Annotated in this window: 16 protein-coding genes; 9 read left to right on the forward strand and 7 right to left on the reverse strand. The window is 68.3% G+C overall.

The features are described 5' to 3' along the window. The first annotated feature begins 20 nt into the window (after positions 1-20). Entirely contained in the window at positions 21-1,523 is a 1,503-nt protein-coding gene (locus RMO12_RS00485; protein ID WP_309637802.1) for an MFS transporter, read from the forward strand. Between the two features lie 90 nt (positions 1,524-1,613). Beyond that, the gene (locus tag RMO12_RS00490) at positions 1,614-2,549 is read left to right on the forward strand and encodes a M48 family metallopeptidase (RefSeq protein ID WP_405029598.1); all 936 of its coding nucleotides are present in this window, start codon (positions 1,614-1,616) and stop codon (positions 2,547-2,549) included. 126 nt (positions 2,550-2,675) lie between these two features. Here the strand turns inward: RMO12_RS00490 and RMO12_RS00495 are convergent, their stop codons facing one another. From RMO12_RS00495 to RMO12_RS00505, 3 genes are read right to left on the reverse strand one after another with little or no spacing between them, the layout of a single operon-like run. After that, positions 2,676-3,953 (reverse strand): amidase, encoded by a 1,278-nt coding sequence (locus RMO12_RS00495; RefSeq protein ID WP_309637804.1) that lies wholly within the window; start codon positions 3,951-3,953, stop codon positions 2,676-2,678. 22 nt (positions 3,954-3,975) lie between these two features. Then, positions 3,976-4,194 (reverse strand): hypothetical protein, encoded by a 219-nt coding sequence (locus tag RMO12_RS00500; protein ID WP_309625098.1) that lies wholly within the window; start codon positions 4,192-4,194, stop codon positions 3,976-3,978. 14 nt (positions 4,195-4,208) lie between these two features. After that, the gene (locus RMO12_RS00505) at positions 4,209-5,000 is read right to left on the reverse strand and encodes an exodeoxyribonuclease III (RefSeq protein WP_309625097.1); all 792 of its coding nucleotides are present in this window, start codon (positions 4,998-5,000) and stop codon (positions 4,209-4,211) included. Positions 5,001-5,018: 18 nt separating this feature from the next. Here RMO12_RS00505 and pyrE point away from each other — a divergent pair, with 18 nt between their 5' ends. Together pyrE and RMO12_RS00515 are read left to right on the forward strand one after the other, a co-directional pair. Continuing rightward, positions 5,019-5,714 (forward strand): orotate phosphoribosyltransferase, encoded by a 696-nt coding sequence (gene pyrE / locus RMO12_RS00510; protein ID WP_309625096.1) that lies wholly within the window; start codon positions 5,019-5,021, stop codon positions 5,712-5,714. A gap of 75 nt (positions 5,715-5,789) precedes the next feature. Next, positions 5,790-6,542: a hypothetical protein gene (locus tag RMO12_RS00515; protein ID WP_309625095.1), complete on the forward strand. Its 753-nt coding sequence runs from the start codon at positions 5,790-5,792 to the stop codon at positions 6,540-6,542. A 21-nt stretch (positions 6,543-6,563) separates the two neighbouring features. On the opposite strand, the gene gatB is transcribed toward RMO12_RS00515, so the two are convergent. From gatB to gatC, 3 genes are read right to left on the reverse strand one after another with little or no spacing between them, the layout of a single operon-like run. Further along, positions 6,564-8,012: an Asp-tRNA(Asn)/Glu-tRNA(Gln) amidotransferase subunit GatB gene (gene gatB, locus RMO12_RS00520; protein ID WP_309637805.1), complete on the reverse strand. Its 1,449-nt coding sequence runs from the start codon at positions 8,010-8,012 to the stop codon at positions 6,564-6,566. After that, positions 8,009-9,505: an Asp-tRNA(Asn)/Glu-tRNA(Gln) amidotransferase subunit GatA gene (gene gatA / locus RMO12_RS00525; protein WP_309637806.1), complete on the reverse strand. Its 1,497-nt coding sequence runs from the start codon at positions 9,503-9,505 to the stop codon at positions 8,009-8,011. Before gatA ends, gatB begins: the two co-directional genes overlap by 4 nt. Beyond that, entirely contained in the window at positions 9,502-9,801 is a 300-nt protein-coding gene (gene gatC / locus RMO12_RS00530; protein ID WP_309625092.1) for an Asp-tRNA(Asn)/Glu-tRNA(Gln) amidotransferase subunit GatC, read from the reverse strand. The genes gatA and gatC overlap by 4 nt, the downstream gene beginning before the upstream one ends. 257 nt (positions 9,802-10,058) lie before the next feature. Between gatC and RMO12_RS00535 the strand changes: the two genes are divergently transcribed. The 5 genes from RMO12_RS00535 to rodA all read left to right on the forward strand — a co-directional run bounded on the left by RMO12_RS00535 (position 10,059) and on the right by rodA (position 16,121). Next, positions 10,059-11,102, forward strand: a complete 1,044-nt coding sequence (locus tag RMO12_RS00535) for a rod shape-determining protein (protein ID WP_309637807.1) — start codon at positions 10,059-10,061, stop codon at positions 11,100-11,102. A gap of 85 nt (positions 11,103-11,187) precedes the next feature. Further along, complete coding sequence (mreC, locus tag RMO12_RS00540; RefSeq protein ID WP_309625915.1) at positions 11,188-12,123, forward strand: rod shape-determining protein MreC; 936 nt, start codon at positions 11,188-11,190, stop codon at positions 12,121-12,123. Positions 12,124-12,214: 91 nt separating this feature from the next. Beyond that, a complete protein-coding gene (mreD, locus tag RMO12_RS00545; protein WP_309637808.1) occupies positions 12,215-12,736 on the forward strand; it encodes a rod shape-determining protein MreD in 522 nt (173 codons plus the stop codon). Positions 12,737-12,763: 27 nt separating this feature from the next. Then, positions 12,764-14,866, forward strand: a complete 2,103-nt coding sequence (mrdA, locus tag RMO12_RS00550) for a penicillin-binding protein 2 (RefSeq protein WP_309637809.1) — start codon at positions 12,764-12,766, stop codon at positions 14,864-14,866. Between the two features lie 97 nt (positions 14,867-14,963). Beyond that, the gene (rodA, locus tag RMO12_RS00555) at positions 14,964-16,121 is read left to right on the forward strand and encodes a rod shape-determining protein RodA (protein WP_309626828.1); all 1,158 of its coding nucleotides are present in this window, start codon (positions 14,964-14,966) and stop codon (positions 16,119-16,121) included. Between the two features lie 91 nt (positions 16,122-16,212). Here rodA and RMO12_RS00560 read toward each other — a convergent pair whose 3' ends face one another. Beyond that, on the reverse strand, positions 16,213-17,364 hold the full coding sequence (locus RMO12_RS00560; RefSeq protein WP_309637810.1) for a patatin-like phospholipase family protein: 1,152 nt from the start codon (positions 17,362-17,364) through the stop codon (positions 16,213-16,215). Between the last annotated feature and the right edge of the window lie 7 nt (positions 17,365-17,371).

A 17,371-nucleotide genomic window follows, 5' to 3' on the forward strand; every position in this document is an offset into this window, starting at 1 on the left:
TCGCTGCCTAGAATCAGTCTATGACCGTCGATGCTGCCGCCCCTGCCTACCGCCGCAAGCTGTTCTGGGTCGCGCTGCTGTACTTCAGCGAAGGGCTGCCGCTCGGCGTCTTCTACGACATCTTCCCGGTCTGGTTTCGCCAGCAGGGCGTGAACCTGGCCGACATTGGCCTGCTCTCGCTGCTTGGCCTGGCGTGGACCGTCAAGTTCCTGTGGGCGCCGGCCATCGACTGGGCGCGCCACCATCGCCGCTGGGTCGCCGCCGCCAACCTCGGCATGGCCGGCGTGATGGTGGCTTTCGCGCTGGCCGGCCTCGCGCTCGGGCCGTGGGTGTGGGTGGCGATCGGCGCCTTTACCGTGCTCTCGGCCACCAACGACATCGCCACCGACGGCTACACCATCGAGCTGCTAGATCAGCGCGAATACGGCCTGGCCAACGGCTTGCGCATTGGCTTCTACCGTGCCGGCATGCTCACCGCGGGCGTACTGCTGATGCTCTCCGGCTGGCTCGGCTGGGGCGCCGCCTATGCCTTCGGCGCGGCGGTGTTCCTGCTCAACGGTGCGATGGCGCTGCTGGCGCCGCGCGAGCGGGCTCGACTGGGCGCGCCGCTGGCCAGCGTCGGTGCCGAGTTCGCGTTACTGCGCCGCCAACCCGCCTTCCTGGTGGCGCTGGGACTGGTACTGCTTGGCCTGCTGTGGCCGGTGCTCGGCCCGGCGGCGCGCTGGCTCGACTGGGCAGGCGTGCAGGCGGTGAGTGGCAGCTGGTGGTTTCGCGGTGCGGTGCCGGTCGGTTTGATGTTCGCGGGCGCGACCCTGCTGGTGCGCTCGGCGCGCACGCCTGCGGCGCTGGCCCTGCGTGACGGGCCGGTGTTCGGCGCCTGGGTCGAGTTGCTGCTGCGCCCCGGCATGGTGCCGGTGCTTGCCTTCATCCTGCTGTTCAAGCTGGGCGATTCCGCCATGGGCTTCATGGTCAAGCCGTTCTGGGTCGATGCCGGTTTTTCCGCCGGGCAAATTGGCTTCGTGAGCGTGAACATCGGCTTGGCTTTGTCGATCGCGGGGGGTCTCGTCGGCGGCTGGTATGTCGACAAGCGCGGCATCTTCCGCGGCCTCTGGGTGCTGGGTTTGTGGCAGGCGGTGTCCAACCTCGTGTATGCCGCCGCAGCCCATGTCGTGCCGCTGCTCACGCCGGGTGCCGCGGCGACGATGGGCGTGGCGCCCGAACACATGGCGCTGGTCTATGCGGCGAGCGCGTTCGAAAGCCTCACCCAGGGCCTGGGCACCGGCGCTTTCCTCGCCTTCCTGATGGGCATCACGAGCAAGCAGCGCGCGACCACCGAGTACGCCATCTTGTCGAGCATCTTCGCCTTCAGCCGCTCGGTGGCCGGCTGGGCCGGTGGCATCGGCGCGCAGGAGCTGGGCTATGCGACCTACTTCTTCCTGACCTTCTGGCTTTCGTTTCCGGCCTACTTTCTGTTGCCGCAGGTACGCCGCATGCTGGAACGCGAAGCCACCCCCGGAGTCTGAGCGCTCATGCAGCAAGTTTTCTCTTCCATGCCACGCCTGCACTGCAGCCTGTGCGAGAGACTGGGGCGGCTGGGTGGTGCGACGCCCGACATGGGCGGGACACCCGATCGGCCCGACGCATCGCGGCGCTGGTTCAGCGGCACCTTGCTAGCGGGCGGGCTGGGCCTGGCGGTGCCGGTGCTGGCGCGCGACGGTGGCGTCGACGTCGGCAAGCAGTCGAGTTTTTCCAAGCTGGTGTCGGCCGAACAGGTTGAACAGGCCGCCACGCAGCAGTACGCGCAGCTGCTGCAGGAGGCGCGCAGCAAGAACGCGTTGGTGCCCGCGGGTGACGCGCAGACCGAGCGGCTGCGCGCAATCGCGCAGCGCATCATTCCCTTCACCGCCGACTGGAACCCGCGCGCGGCACAGTGGAAGTGGGAGGTCAACCTGCTCGCCAACAAGCAGATCAACGCGTTTTGCATGCCGGGCGGCAAGATTGCCTTCTTCACCGGCCTCGTTCAGCAACTCGAGCTGACCGATGATGAGGTCGCGATGGTGATGGGCCACGAGGTAGCGCACGCACTGCGCGAGCATGCACGCGAACGCATGGGCAAGTCGGCCGCCACCGGGCTCGGGCTGGAGCTGGGTGCGGCGCTGCTGGGTCTGGGCGACGGTGGCCGCACGCTGGCGGGCATCGGCGGGCAGCTGCTGCAGCTCAAGTTCGGCCGCGACGACGAATCGGAGGCCGACCTGGTCGGCATGGAACTCGCGGCGCGCGCCGGCTACGACCCGCGTTCGGGCGTGAGCCTGTGGACCAAGATGGGCCGGGCCACCGGCGGTGGCGGCGGCGGCAACAAGCTGGCCGAATACGGCTCGACCCATCCGCAGGGGCCCACGCGCATCCGCGACATCGAGGCCAATTTGCCCAAGGTGATGCCACTCTACGAGCGCGCCGCCAAGCCGACGCGGCGCTGGGACAGCGGGCTCTCAGACAGCGGCGATCGGGCGCGGCGGCCGGCAACACCGGCGCGGTCCGAGGCGCGATGAGGGACTGAGCGCTGCGCCTGCTGCGCTGAAGTGGCAAGGCGTCGGCTGGCCTCGCACCGCAGAGCGTTTGATGCCGACTTCACCACCGGAGCTGGCGCGACGGGAAGCCGGCCCGGGTCGGCCTGCTCAGCCCCCCAAGCGCTCGAAGGCCCATTGCGCCGCGCCCAGCAGCCGATGGTCGTCACCGTAACGGCCGATCAACTGCACCCCCACTGGCAGGCCGCTCGCACCGTGCCCGACGGGCAGGTGAATGCACGGCAGGCCGAGCATGGTCCAGCCGCGGCAAAACAGCGGATCGCCGGTGTGGTCGAGCCCCGCGGGCGCCTCGCCGAGGGTGCTGGGAGCCAGCAACAAGTCGTGCCGCTCGAACAGGGCGTCGACGGCCTGGCGGGCGCGCATGACGGCGGCCACGTCGGCGGCGTGCATCGCGCCATCGATCGCCGAGCCGGCGTCGAGCAACGCACGCAAAGGCGTGCTCAGGCGAGCAGCATGCCGCGTGCGTTCGTGGCTGAGCGAGCGCGCCGTTTCGTGCGCCATCACGTCCTTTTGCAACTGCACCCAAGCCAGCGATCCCGCCGGCAGTGCCGTGTCGCGGCAGGCCGCCGCGAGCGGCGCCAGCACATCGGCGGCGTGCTGCCAGGTGCGTTGGGTATCGGCGTCGGCCTGGTCCCATTGCGGCGTGCGGCACAGGCCGATGCGGGGCGCGTCCGGCGCCTGCCAATGGCGCAGGCGCGCGTCGCCCGTGAGCACCGCGCCGAGCAGCGCGACGTCGCGCACGCAGCGCCCGAAGCCGCCGACGGTGTCGAGTGATTCAGACAGACTCTTCACGCCAGCGCGCGGTACGCGACCGAGGCTGGGCTTGTAGCCGACGATGCCGCAGAAGGCCGCAGGGCGGATCAGCGAGCCGGCCGTTTGTGTGCCCAGCGCCAGTGGCAGCATGAAGTCGGCCACCGCCGCCGCCGAGCCGCTCGATGAGCCGCCCGGCGTGTGCGTGAGGCGGTGGGGATTGCACGTCGGGCCCGGGTGCATGTTGGCCAGTTCGGTGCTCACCGTCTTGCCCAGCACGAGCGAGCCGGCCTCGCGGCAGAGCGACACCGCTGCTGCATCGGCCGCCGGGCGGTGGCCGGCATGAATCGGCGTGCCGTAGCCGGTGGGCAGATCGACCGTGTCGAATACGTCCTTCACGCCCAGCGGCAGGCCGTGCAGCCAGCCGCGCAGCGGGCCGGCGTCGAGCGCACGCGCCTGTGCCAGCGCCGCCTCGCGGTCGAGCTGCACGAACGCATGCAGCGCGGGTTCGCGCTCGTCGATGCGCTCGAGGCAGGCGCGCACCAGATCTTCCGCGCGCAGCTCGCGCCGGGCGATGCGATCGGCAGCCTGCCAGGCGTGCAGCCGGTTCGGATTCATCAGCCGTCGCCGCGCGTGCGCTTTATTTCTTCGCGCGCAGGCCGACCACCACCAGCAGCGCGCCGACACCGAGCAACACGTAGCCGAGCAAGGGTGCGGGCTTCTTCTGCGCGGTCGTCGTCACTTCCAGCGGGCCCAGTTTGGCGACGATCTCCTGCTGGGGAAAGCTCACGACGCCGGCCGAGATCAGGCCACCGGCGATGAGCATCAGGATGCCTGCGATGAGAGCGGGTGTGCGCATGGCGAGGGTTCCAATCAAAGGGTGAGGTCGTAGTCGATGGTCAGCGGCGCATGGTCCGAGAAGCGTTCGGCCTTGTAAACCGAGACCGATCTCGCGGTGGCGGCCAGGGCTGGCGTGGCGAGCTGGTAGTCGATGCGCCAGCCGACGTTGTTGGCCCAGGCCGCACCGCGGTTGCTCCACCAGGTGTAAGCCTCGCCGCCGTCGTCGGGACGCAGCAGGCGATGCACGTCCACCAGGCCCAGCTCGTCGAGCGCGCGCGTCATCCACGCGCGTTCTTCGGGCAGGAAGCCGCTGTTCTTCTGGTTGCTGCGCCAGTTTTTCAGATCGATCTCGCGGTGCGCGATGTTCACGTCGCCCACCAGGATGAGTTCTCGCGTGGCCGCCAGCAACTGCAGGTAGGGAAAGAACACGCCGAGGAAGCGGAACTTGGCCTGCTGGCGCTCTTCGGAGCTCGAGCCGCTCGGGAAGTAGCAGCTGATGATCGAGAGCTTGCGCGTGGGCGTGTCGAAGCGCGCCTCGACATAGCGGCCCTCGGCGTCGAACTCAGGCTCGCCGATGCCGGTGATGACTGCGCTCGGAGCCGCTCGCGTGTACAGGCCCACGCCCGAGTAGCCTTTCTTGTCGGCGTAGTGAAAATGGCCCATGAGGCCGGCCACGTTCGCGAAGCGCGGCACCACGTCCGCGGCCTGGGCCTTGAGCTCCTGCACCCCCATACAATCGATCGAGCCTTGCTCGGCCCATTGCAACCAGCCCTTGCTGGCCGCCGATCGGATGCCGTTGAGATTGAGCGACACGAGACGCAACACGACGCACCCCACGATCCGATGATGACCACGGCAGCCCCCGAAAGCGACGCGCTGGCGCAGGACTTCGTGGCCTTCGCGGTCGAGGCCGGCGTGCTGCGTTTCGGGGAGTTCAAGACCAAGGCCGGGCGGCTCTCGCCTTACTTCTTCAATGCCGGCCTGTTCGACGACGGCGCCAAGCTGGGCCGACTTGCGCAATTTTATGCACGGCGCCTGCTCGCCGAGGGCATCGAGTTCGACATGATCTTCGGCCCTGCCTACAAGGGCATCACGCTGGCGGCGGCCACCGCCATCGAGCTGGCCCGGCTCGGGCACAACCTGCCGTACGCCTACAACCGCAAGGAAGCCAAGGACCACGGTGAAGGTGGCAGCTTGGTCGGCGCGCGTTTGTCCGGGCGCGTGCTCATCATCGACGACGTGATCTCGGCCGGCACCTCGGTGCGCGAATCGATCGCGATGATCGGTGCCGCCGGCGCCACGCCGGTGGCCGTGGCGATTGCGCTCGACCGCCAGGAGCGGGCCACCCTCGCCACGCCCGACGGTGTGCGTGACGCCGATCACTCGGCCGTGCAATTTGTCCAGCGTGAGCTTGGTTTGGCGGTGTCGGCCATTGCGACGCTGGGTGACTTGTTGCAGTATCTGGCGGGCGAAGCCGACCCCGCACTGACGCACCATCTGCCGCGCGTGCGGGCCTACCGCGACCGCTACGGCGTCTGAGGCCGGTGCCGGGTCCGCCGCGGGTTCAGCACCGGTTGAGCAACCGGGTTCATCACGAGAGAGCTGGGAAATCGAATGAAGATTGGTCGAGTCAAGGCGCGGGCAGCCGCCGCGCCGCTGCTGGTGGCGGCGCTTGTCGTGCTGGGCATGCCCGCCCCGCTGTGGGCGCAGGCCAAAGACGCGGGTTCGATCTTTACCTGCACCAGCGCTGGCGGACGTCGGCTCACGTCGGACCGCCCGATCGTTGAATGCCTCGACCGTGAGCAGCGCGTGCTCAACAAGGATGGTTCGCTGCGCCAAATCTTGCCGCCGAGCCTGACGCTCGACGAGCGTGCCGCCGCCGACGAGGCTGAACACCGCAAGCTGCTGCAGCGCGCCAGCAAGCAGGAGGCGATCCGTCGCGATCGCAATTTGCTCTCGCGCTTCCCCAGCGAGCCGACGCATCGCAAGGCGCGCGACGCCGCGCTCGACGAGGTGCGCACGGGCACGCGCACTTCGGAGCAGCGCCTCGCTGATCTGCAGAAAGAGCGCAAGCCGCTGGCCGAGGAGCTGCAGTTCTACCAGGGTAAGCAGCCGCCAGCCAAGCTGCGCGGGCAGGTCGATGCGATCGACGTGAGCGTGGAGGCGCAGCGTGCGCTCATCGCCAACCAGCAAGTCGAGATCAACCGCGTCACGGCGCTGTTCGACGCCGAGCTGCAACGGCTCAAGCTGCTGTGGGGCGGCGCCGAGCCGGGTTCTCTTGGGCCGCTGCCGCAGTCAGCCCAGGCCGCAGCGTCAACGCCGGCCGCCGCCTCGGTGCCGTTGGCGGCGGCTAAGAAGCCCGGTTGAGCCGCGGCGGGCCGGGGGCGCTCAGGCAAGCTTCTTCTTCAGCACCTCGCTCAGCTGCGCCGGGTTGGCCTTGCCCCGGCTGGCCTTCATGGCCTGACCGACCAGCGCGTTGAAGGCCCTGTCCTTGCCGGCGCGGTACTCGGCGACCGATTTTTCATTGGCAGCGAGCACGTCGTCGACGATGCGTTCGAGTTCGTTGGTGTCGCTCGACTGCTTTAGGCCCTTGCGCTCGATGAGCGTGTCCACGTCGCCGCCTTCGCCCGACCACAGCGCTTCGAGCACCTGCCGGGCGCCGTTGTTGGAGACGCTGCCGTCGACGACGCGCCCGATCAGCGCCGCCAGCGTGGCCGCAGGCACCGGGCTCGCGTCGATTTCGCGTTCTTCGCTGTTGAGGCGTCGCGATACTTCACCCATCAGCCAGTTGGCTGCCAGCTTCGGCGGTGCGCCAGCTTGCTTGACCGCTTCGTAGTAGCGAGCGAACGCAAGGCTTTGCGTCATCATCGTCGCGTCGGCGGCGGCCAGGCCATCGTCGCGTCCGAAGCGCCGCGCCATCGCACCCGGCAGCTCGGGCATTTGGCCCTTCACACGTTCGATCCAGGCGGCGTCGACCACCAGCGGCGGCAGGTCGGGGTCGGGGAAATAGCGGTAGTCGTGCGCGTCTTCCTTGCTGCGCATGGCACGCGTTTCGCCTGAGCCTGCGTCGAACAGCACGGTGGCCTGCTGGATCGCCAAGCCGTCCTCGAGCTGGTCGATCTGCCACTGGACTTCAAAGTCGATCGCCTGCTGCATGAAGCGAAAGCTGTTGAGGTTCTTCACCTCGCGCCGCGTTCCATAGGGCGCGCCCGGGCGGCGCACCGACACGTTGGCGTCGCAGCGAAAGCTTCCCTCTTGCATGTTGCCGTCGCAGATGCCCAGCCACATGACCAGCGCATGCAGCGCCTTGGCGTAGGCAACGGCCTCGTTGCTCGAACGCATGTCGGGCTCGGAGACGATCTCCAGCAGCGGCGTGCCGGCGCGATTGAGGTCGATGCCGCTGGACCCGTGCTGGCCTTCGTGCATCGACTTGCCGGCGTCTTCTTCCAGGTGCGCACGCGTGAGGCGCACCTTGTGCGGCGCATCGCCGAGCAGGAACTCGACCGCGCCGCCCTGCACCACCGGCAGCTCGTACTGGCTGATCTGGTAGCCCTTGGGCAGGTCGGGGTAGAAATAATTCTTGCGCGCAAAAATCGACAGTGACGCGATCTGCCCGCCCACGGCCAGACCGAAACGGATCGCGCGTTCGACGGCGCCGCGGTTCATGACGGGCAGGCTCCCGGGTAGCGCCAGGTCGACCGCACAAGCCTGCGTGTTGGGCGGCGCACCGAAGGCGGTGCTGGCGCCGGAGAAGATCTTCGATGCGGTCGAGAGCTGGGTGTGTGTCTCCAGGCCGATCACGACCTCGTAGCCGCGGATGAGTTGAACGGGGCTCATGCAAGGCACTCCGGCGGGGCGCATCGATGCCAGTCGGTGGCCTGCTGCAGGGCATGCGCCGCGTGCAGCAGTGCGGCCTCCTGCCAATAGTTGCCGATCAGCTGCAGGCCTACCGGCAGGCCGTGTTCGCCAAATCCTGCCGGCACGCTCATGCCCGGCAGTCCCGCCAGGCTTGCGGGCAGCGTGAAGATGTCGGCCAAGTATTCGGCCAGCGGGTCGGTCTGCGAACCGATGGTGCGCGCCACCGTCGGCGCCACCGGCCCGGCGATCAGGTCGCAGTGCGCGAACGCGGCCTGGAAGTCGTCGGCGATCATGCGGCGCAGCTTTTGCGCCTGCAGGTAGTAGGCGTCGTAGTAGCCGTGCGAAAGCACGTAGGTGCCGATCATGATGCGGCGCTTGACCTCGGCGCCGAAGCCCTCGCTGCGGCTCTTGCGGTACATGTCGAGCAGGTTGGTGTACTCGGCGGCGCGGTGACCGTAGCGCACGCCATCGAAGCGCGACAGGTTCGAGCTCGCCTCGGCCGGCGCGATGATGTAGTAGACGGGAATCGACAGCTCGGTGCGCGGCAGACTCACGTCGACGAGCGTGGCGCCGAGTCGCTCGGCTTGCACCAGCGCAGCGCGCACCGCCTTCGTCACGCCGGCTGCGACGCCCGCACCAAAGAACTCGCGGGGCAAGCCGATGCGCAGACCCCGCAGCGGCTTGGCGCCCGTCGCGCCCTCGCGCGGCATGCGCAGCGCCGCGGCAAAGTCGGGCACCGGCTGCTGCGCGCTGGTCGAATCGCGCTCGTCGTAGCCGCTCATCGCGCCGAGCAGCAGCGCACAGTCTTCGGCGCTGCGCGCCAGGGGGCCGGCCTGGTCCAGACTGGAGGCAAAAGCAATCATCCCGTAGCGCGAGCAACGGCCGTAGGTCGGCTTGATGCCGGTCACGCCAGTGAGCGACGCCGGCTGGCGCACCGAGCCACCGGTGTCGGTGCCGGTGGCCGCCGGCACGAGTCGGGCCGCCACCGCCGCTGCCGAGCCGCCTGACGAGCCGCCCGGGATGCGCGTCGGATCCCACGGGTTGCGCGCTGGCTTGACGCTCGAGTTTTCGTTGCTGCCGCCCATCGCGAACTCGTCGCAGTTGAGCTTGCCGAGGGTCACGGTGCCCGCGTTTTTCAATTTCGCCACCACCGTGGCGTCGAACGGCGAGCGGTAGCCGGCCAGCATCTTCGACGCCGCCGTGCTCGGGAAGTCGGTGGTCACGTAGATGTCCTTGTGCGCGATCGGCACGCCGTCGAGGGCGCCGCGCGCGCCGTCGTTCGCGCGGCGCGCGTCCGAGGCGCGCGCCTGCGCCAGCGCCAGTTCGGCGTCGCTGCACAGGAAGGCGCCGAGATGCTCATGCGCGGCCAGCCGCGCAAGCAGATGGCGCGTCACTTCTTCGCTCGACACGGTCTTGGCGGCCAGCGCCACCGCCAGTTCGGCCACGCCCAGGCAATGCAGGGCCTCGCTCACTCGATCACCTTGGGCACGAGATAGAGGCCGCCCTCGACCGCGGGGGCGCTGCGCTGGTTGGCCGCGCGCTCGTTGGTCTCGGTGACGCGGTCCTCTCGCATCCGCAGCCTCACGTCCTGCACCGCCGACAGCGGCGTGTACAGCGGCGCAATGCCGGTGGTGTCGACGGCACGCATGCGCTCGACGATGGCGAAGAAACCGTTGAGCTGGGTCAGCATCGCGGCCTGTTCGGTCGGGCTCAATTCAAGTCGCGCCAGCAGCGCGATGCGGTTCACGTCGGTGGGTGTCAAGGTCATGGGGTGCGGTCGGGGCGGCGGCCAGCTGTAAGCGAGAGCTTCCATGCGCTTTTGCAGGCAGTTTGCACGGCGGCTAATCGAAGAAGCTGAAGTATTATCCGCGGCCATGCACAAGAGGTCGGGATGGAGGCGTTCACTGCGCGGATGGCGCAGTGTTGGCGCGGATATCGCGGCCGGCGGTCTGCCCTTCGCACCCCCGACACCCCGGCGCTGCGCCCTCCCCGGCGCCGTGCCGCTTCGCTGAAAAACGCAACGCCATGTTCGCTTCCCTGCGGCGCTATTTCTCCACCGACCTCGCCATCGACCTCGGCACGGCCAACACGCTGATCTACGTGCGCGGCAAGGGCATCGTGCTCGACGAGCCCTCGGTCGTCGCGATCCGCCACGAGGGCGGACCCAATGGCAAGAAGACCATCCAGGCGGTCGGCGCCGAGGCCAAGGCCATGCTCGGCAAGGTGCCGGGCAACATCGAGGCGATCCGGCCCATGAAGGACGGCGTGATCGCTGACTTCACGGTCACCGAGCAGATGCTCAAGCAGTTCATCAAGATGGTGCATCCGCGTTCCATCTTGAAGCCGAGCCCGCGCATCATCATTTGCGTTCCCTGCGGCTCCACGCAGGTCGAGCGGCGCGCCATCCGCGAATCGGCGCTAGGCGCCGGCGCCAGCGAGGTCTACCTGATCGAGGAGCCGATGGCCGCGGCCATCGGCGCGGGCCTGCCGGTGAGCGAAGCCTCGGGCTCGATGGTGGTCGACATCGGCGGCGGCACCACCGAGGTCGGCGTCATCTCGCTCGGCGGCATGGTCTACAAGGGCAGCATCCGGGTCGGCGGCGACAAGTTCGACGAATCGATCATCAACTACATCCGCCGCAACTACGGCATGTTGATCGGCGAGCCCACCGCCGAGGCCATCAAGAAGCAGATCGGCTCGGCCTTCCCCGGCTCCGAGGTGCGCGAGATGGAAGTCAAGGGCCGCAACCTCAGCGAAGGCGTGCCGCGCAGCTTCACGATCAGCAGCAACGAGATCCTCGAAGCACTGACTGACCCGCTCAACAACATCGTCTCGAGCGTGAAGAACGCGCTCGAGCAGACGCCGCCCGAGCTCGGTGCCGACATCTCCGATCGCGGCATGATGCTCACCGGCGGCGGCGCCCTCTTGCGCGACCTCGACCGGCTGCTGGCTGAAGAGACCGGCCTGCCGGTGCTGGTGGCCGAGGATCCGCTGACCTGCGTGGTGCGCGGTTGTGGCATGGCGCTGGAGCGCATGGAGCGCCTGGGCGCCATCTTCACCTCCGAGTGACGCGCAAGCGCCGGGCACCACCGATGCAGTCCCGAAGCCGGCGCGTGGCCCACGTGGCCGGCTTCTTCGTTTCACGCCGCTGACAATGCCGCTCGGCACCCTTGACCGAACCCCGCCGCCCTTCTTCAAGCAAGGCATCTCGGCGCTCACCAAGCTGGTGTTCTTTTCTGCGTTTGCCTTGTTCCTGATGGTGGCCGACACCCGCTTCAAGCTCACCTTGCCGCTGCGCGCGGCGATGGCCACGGCGCTGCACCCGATCGAGCGCGTGCTGCTGGCGCCGGTGCAGGTGTGGAACACGGTGCATGACTATTTCGCCGGCATCGCGAATGCCCGTGAGCGCGAAGACAGCGCGCTGCTCGCGCTGGCTGCGCAGGCCGAGCGCAGTGCGCGCATCGAGCCGTTGATGCAGGAGAACCAGCGCCTGCGCGAGCTGCTCGCGCTGCGCGCCAAGTTCACGGTGCGCACCGAGGCCGCCGAGGTGCTCTACGAGGCCGCCGACCCTTACACGCGCAAGATCATCATCGACCGGGGCGCCACGCACGGCATCGTCGCCGCCTCGCCGGTGGTCGACTCGACCGGCGTGCTGGGGCAGGTGACGCGCGTGTACCCGCTGGCCTCCGAGGTGACGCTGCTGACCGACAAGGACGCCGCCATTCCCGTGCTCAACACCCGCACCCAGGCACGCGCCGCGGCCTATGGCGACCCGGGCAGCGTGGCGTCCGGCGCCGGCATGGAGCTGCGCTTCCTGGCCAGCAATGCCGATGTCGAAGCCGGTGACCTGCTCAGCACCTCGGGCGTGGACGGCATCTACCCACCCGGCTTGGCTGTCGCCACGGTGCTGGGCGTGGACCGGAATGCTGGCTCGACCTTCGCCAAGGTGAGTCTCGCGCCTGCGGCGCAGCCCGACAGCGTGCGTCACGTCCTGGTGCTCGAGCCGCTGAACCTTCAGTTGCCGCCGCGTCCCGTCGAGCCCGCGTCCAGCGGGCCGATCACGAAGCGCGGCACGAGGGCGCGGCGATGAGCCCGTTTCAGGTATTTGCGAGGCGCAACGGGCTCACGGCGCGAATCGGGAGGCGCACCGTGATCATGGCGCGAGCATTCGGAGGCGCACCATGATCATGGCGCGCACGGGCGACCAGTTGCTGCTGCCGGTCAACACCTTCTTCATGTGGGTGTCGCTGCTGGTCGCGCTGCTGCTCAACCTGATCCCGTTCGGGCGGGTCAATGCCATGCCCGATTTCCTGGCGCTCGCGCTGGTGTTCTGGAATGTGCAGCAGCCGCGCCGCGTGGGCATCGGGGCAGCGTTCGTGTTCGGTTTGCTGATGGACGTGCATCAGGGTGCGCTGCTCGGTCAGCACGCGCTGGCCTACACGTTGCTGAGCTTCTTCGCGATCATGATCCACCGTCGCCTGTTGTGGTTCAGCGTGCCGGCGCAGGCGCTGCAGATCCTGCCGCTGTTCGTGGCGGCGCACTTGGTGTCGGTCGTGGTGCGCATGGCGGCCGGCAGTGTATTTCCGGGCTGGAACCTGCTCTATGCGCCGCTGATCGAAGCCTTGTTGTGGCCGTTGGCCTCGCTGCTGCTGCTGGCGCCGCAGCGGCGCGCGCCCGACCGTGACGCCAACCGTCCGCTGTAAGGTCGGCCTCGACCCCGATGTGTTGACGTGACCGAACTCAAGAACCTCGACCGCGAACTCGGCAGTTTCCGGCTGCGGCTCATCGCTGCCGCGCTGCTGGTGCTGTTTGGTTTCGGCCTCTTGGTGGCGCGGCTCGTCACGCTGCAGGTGGCGCGCCACGACGAACTCTCCACCCAGGCCGAGAACAACCGCATCACCGTGTTGCCAGTGGTGCCCAACCGCGGCCTCATCCTCGACCGCAACGGCGTCGTGCTCGCCAACAACTACGCAGCCTACACGCTCGAGCTCACACCGAGCAAGATCGACGACCTGGAAGGAATGATCGACGCGCTGGCGCAAGTGGTGGACATCAGTACGCGTGACCGCAAGCGCTTCAAGCGGCTGATGGATGACGCCAAGAGTTTCGAGTCGCTGCCGATCCGCACCAAACTCGACGACGAGGAGGTGGCGCGCTTCACGGCCCAGCGCTTCCGTTTCCCAGGCGTGGACATCAAGGCGAGGCTGTTCCGCAACTACCCCTACGGCGAGCTGGCGAGCCATGTGCTGGGCTACATCGGGCGCATCAACCAAGCCGAGAAGGAGGCGATCGACGAGACCGAGGACGCCGCCAATTACAGGGGCACCGACTACATCGGCAAGCTCGGCATCGAACAGCGTTACGAGGCCGAGCTGCACGGCGCGACCGGTTTCGAGGAGGTCGAAACCAGCGCTGGCGGCCGTGCCGTGCGACGCCTGCGTGCCAAGCCGCCGACGACCGGCAACACGGTGCGGCTGGCCATCGACATCAAGCTGCAGGCGATGGTGGAAGAGCTGTTCGGTGAGCGGCGCGGCGCGCTGGTGGCGATCGACCCGCGGACCGGCGAGGTGCTGGCCTTCGTGAGCAAGCCGACTTTCGACCCCAACCTGTTCGTCGACGGCATCGACAGCGAAAGCTGGAGGGAACTCAACGAGTCGCTCGACAAGCCGCTGTTGAACCGTGCGCTGCGCGGCACCTATCCGCCGGGCTCGACCTTCAAGCCCTTCATGGCGATCGCCGCGCTCACGAGCGGCAAGCGCACGCCGCAGCAGACCACCTACGACAACGGCGTATTCCAGTTTGGCAACCATCGCTTTCGCAGCCACGGCGATGGCGGCCTGGGTGTGGTCGACATGAACCGCTCGATCGTGAAGTCAAGCAACGTCTACTACTACACGCTCGCCAACGACATGGGCGTGGACCTGATCCACGATCAGCTCGAGCCGTTTGGCTTCGGGCGCAAGACCGGCATCGACCTGTACGGCGAAGTGACCGGCGTGTTGCCTTCGACCGAGTGGAAGCGCAAGTACTACAAGAAGCCCGAACTGCAGAAGTGGTATGCGGGCGAAACCATTTCGTTGGGCATCGGCCAGGGCTACAACAACTTCACCATGCTGCAACTCGCCAGCGCCACTGCCACGCTGGTGGCCGGCGGCCAGCGCTTCGAGCCGAGGCTGGTGCGCGAGATCGAGGACGTGACGACGCGCGAGACGCGGCTGATCTCGGCCGAGGCGCTGAGCCCGCTTGCGCTCGAGCCGACGCATGTCGAGGTGATCCGCAAGGCGCTGTACGGCGTCACGCAAGAGGGCACGTCCACGCGCGTGTTCCTCGGTGCTGGCTACAAGAGCGGCGGCAAGACCGGCACGGCGCAGGCGGTCGGCATCCGGCAAAACGAGAAGTACAACAAGGACCGCATGGCCGACTACCTGCGCGACCACTCGCTCTACACCGCGTTCGCGCCGGTCGACAACCCGCAGGTGGCGCTGGCCGTGGTGGTTGAAAACGCCGGCTTTGGCTCCGAGGCCGCGGCGCCGATCGCGCGTCGCGTGCTCGACTACCTGCTGCTCGGTCGCTATCCGAACGTCGAGGACATTGCGCTGGCGCAAAAGGGCCAGGCAGGCGCGCCGGTCGGTGCGACGCGGCTGGCCGCCGAAGTGCCGCTGCTGGCCGTCACGCCGGGGTCGGTCACGACGGCGGGCGCCACGGAGGCGCCGGCACTGCCTGCGTCCGCGTCGGTGCCCGCCGCTGCGGCGTCCCGACCAATGCCCGTCGCCTCGGCCATCGGACCGGCTGCCAAGGTCGCAGAGGCGCGCGCGTCGGGAGCGCTCCGATGAGCCCGCACGGCCGCCGAGGCCACGAAGGGGCCACTTGCGCGGCCCTTGGCGAAGACTTCCGCTCTTTGGTCCGGCGCGCAACGCGAAGGGTGCATCAATGAGCGGGATCTTCGACAGCGTGCCCTTGTGGCGCCGCGCCCTGCGCGTGTTCATGGGCTTCGACGGCGCGCTGGCGCTGGCGGTCGTGATGTTGGCCGCGGCGGGGCTGTTGACGATGTACTCGGCCGGCTTCGACCACGGCACGCGCTTCGTCGACCACGGCCGCAACATGCTCATCGCCGCGGGTGTGATGTTCGTGGTGGCGCAGTTGTCGCCCCAGCGCCTGGCACAGCTGGCGGTGCCGCTGTACGTGGTAGGCGTCGCGCTGCTCGTGGCCACGGCCGTGTTCGGCGTCACCAAGAAGGGCGCGACGCGCTGGCTGCACGTGGGCGTGATCGACATCCAGCCGAGCGAGATCTTGAAGATCGCCATGCCGCTGATGCTGGCCTGGTGGTTCCAGCGCCGCGAGGGCCAGGTGCGCGGCGCCGATTTCGTGGTGGCCTTCGTGCTGGTGGCGGTGCCGGTCGGACTGATCGTCAAGCAGCCCGACCTGGGCACGGCCATCCTGGTGATGGCCGCAGGCGTGTACGTGATGTTCTTCGCCGGCCTGAGCTGGAAGCTGATCCTGCCGGTGATCGCTTTCGGCGCCCTCTGCGTGGTGGCGCTGGTGTGGTTCCAGACCGCGATCTGCCAGCCCGACGTGCAATGGCCGCTGATGCGCGACTACCAGAAGCACCGCGTCTGCACCTTGCTCGACCCGACACAAGACCCGCTCGGCAAGGGCTTTCACATCATCCAGGGCATGATCGCCATCGGCTCCGGCGGCGTTACCGGCAAGGGCTTCATGAACGGCACGCAGACGCACCTGGAGTTCATTCCCGAACGCACCACCGACTTCATCTTCGCCGCGTTCTCCGAGGAGTTCGGGCTGCTCGGCTGCATTGCGCTGCTGCTGGGCTTTACCTTCCTCATCTTTCGTGGATTGATGATCGCCGCCGAAGCGCCCACGTTGTTTTCGCGCCTGCTCGCCGGTGCCGTGACCTTGAGTTTCTTCACCTACGCCATGGTCAACATGGGCATGGTGACCGGCATCCTTCCGGTGGTGGGCATTCCGTTGCCCTTCATCAGCTACGGCGGCACGGCCATGGTCACGCTCGGCCTGGGCCTGGGCCTGCTCATGTCAGTGGCGCGCAGCAAGCGGCTGATGCAGACGTGAGCGCAGCGGCCCGCGCAGCGCCTGCACCGGCCGCTGCGCGGGCCCGCCCACATGCCGGCTGGCCAGCCGCGTGGAGCGCGCTGCGCCGGGGTCAGGCGCGCACGGCGCGCCGCGGCTTGGCAAGGAACTGGCGCTCGATGTCGAGCGTGCTGCGCACGCCGATAGCGTCGCGGTGAAGCGCGAGCCAGCGGTCGGCCGCTGCGCGCCCCAGCTCGAACAGGCTGTCGAGGAACGCGCGGTCGGTGTTGAACTTGCTGCTCGCGTTGTAGGGCGCAAGCCCCTCGTCGTCGGCAATCATGTGCAGCCGCAGGTCTTTGTAGCGGCCCGGGTCGAGCTTGCCCTGGCGCACGAGCCTGGAGACGAACGCGATCGCGCGCATCTCGCCCAGCAGGCTGGCGTTGAAGGTGATCTCGCCAAGCCGGTCGATGATCTCCACGCTGCGCGTGGGCGTGCCTTCGCGGTGCAGCGGGTTGATGCGCACCAGCAGGATGTCGAGCGCCTGGGTGTTGTAGATCAGCGGAAACAGCGCCGGGTTGCCGGTGTAGCCGCCGTCCCAATAGGCCTTGCCGTCGATCTCGACCGCCTGGAAGACCAGTGGCAGGCAGGCCGAAGCGAGCAGCGCGTCGATCGACAACTCGGCACCGGTGAACACCCGCGCCTGACCGCTTTCCACGCTGGTGGCGGTGATGAACAGTGGGATCGGGCAGCTGCGCATCGCGGCCTCGTCGACGTGTCGGCGCGCCACGTCGCGCAGCGGGTTGAGGTTGAGCGGGTTGAACTCATAGGGGCTGAATGCGCGCAAAAAACTGCCCAGCCACTGGTAGCTCGGCAGCTTGTCGAAGTTGAAGTTGTTGCCCGCCGCGCCGGCCTGGGTGAGGCTGAAGGGCGAGAAGGCCGGCCCGCCCCCGCTCACGTCATGCCAGAACGCGGTCAGTGCCGCGCGCGCGCCCTCGCGCCCACCGCGCACGTAGCCGGTGGCCAGCACGCCGGCATTGAGTGCCCCGGCGCTGGTGCCGGAGATGGCCGTGATGTCGAGTTCGCCGTCTTCGAGCAGGCGGTCGAGCACGCCCCAGGTGAAGGCGCCGTGCGAGCCGCCGCCCTGCAGGGCCAGGTCGACGCGCCGCCGCCCGTCGCGCACGCGGGTCGCAGGCGTCGGCCCGGAGGCCGCTGGCACGGCAGGTGGCGAAGCAGCCAGGCGCGGCTTGCGCAGCAGGCTCATCAGCCGATCGCGGAAGCTTGTCATCGCATCT

Source organism: Methylibium sp. (assembly GCF_031393925.1).
In the GTDB taxonomy this organism is placed as follows: Bacteria; Pseudomonadota; Gammaproteobacteria; order Burkholderiales; family Burkholderiaceae_C; genus Methylibium.

What these genes read in the sequence shown, in the direction of transcription:
- RMO12_RS00500 (WP_309625098.1), bottom strand. Translation starts at nt 4,194, where the DNA reads ATGCGCACACCCGCTCTCATCGCAGGCATCCTGATGCTCATCGCCGGT.
- mreD (WP_309637808.1), top strand. Translation starts at nt 12,215, where the DNA reads ATGATCATGGCGCGCACGGGCGACCAGTTGCTGCTGCCGGTCAACACC.
- RMO12_RS00560 (WP_309637810.1), bottom strand. Translation starts at nt 17,364, where the DNA reads ATGACAAGCTTCCGCGATCGGCTGATGAGCCTGCTGCGCAAGCCGCGC.
- rodA (WP_309626828.1), top strand. Translation starts at nt 14,964, where the DNA reads ATGAGCGGGATCTTCGACAGCGTGCCCTTGTGGCGCCGCGCCCTGCGC.
- RMO12_RS00535 (WP_309637807.1), top strand. Translation starts at nt 10,059, where the DNA reads ATGTTCGCTTCCCTGCGGCGCTATTTCTCCACCGACCTCGCCATCGAC.
- RMO12_RS00515 (WP_309625095.1), top strand. Translation starts at nt 5,790, where the DNA reads ATGAAGATTGGTCGAGTCAAGGCGCGGGCAGCCGCCGCGCCGCTGCTG.
- gatB (WP_309637805.1), bottom strand. Translation starts at nt 8,012, where the DNA reads ATGAGCCCCGTTCAACTCATCCGCGGCTACGAGGTCGTGATCGGCCTG.
- gatC (WP_309625092.1), bottom strand. Translation starts at nt 9,801, where the DNA reads ATGACCTTGACACCCACCGACGTGAACCGCATCGCGCTGCTGGCGCGA.
- RMO12_RS00485 (WP_309637802.1), top strand. Translation starts at nt 21, where the DNA reads ATGACCGTCGATGCTGCCGCCCCTGCCTACCGCCGCAAGCTGTTCTGG.
- RMO12_RS00490 (WP_405029598.1), top strand. Translation starts at nt 1,614, where the DNA reads ATGGGCGGGACACCCGATCGGCCCGACGCATCGCGGCGCTGGTTCAGC.
- mreC (WP_309625915.1), top strand. Translation starts at nt 11,188, where the DNA reads ATGCCGCTCGGCACCCTTGACCGAACCCCGCCGCCCTTCTTCAAGCAA.
- pyrE (WP_309625096.1), top strand. Translation starts at nt 5,019, where the DNA reads ATGATGACCACGGCAGCCCCCGAAAGCGACGCGCTGGCGCAGGACTTC.
- RMO12_RS00495 (WP_309637804.1), bottom strand. Translation starts at nt 3,953, where the DNA reads ATGAATCCGAACCGGCTGCACGCCTGGCAGGCTGCCGATCGCATCGCC.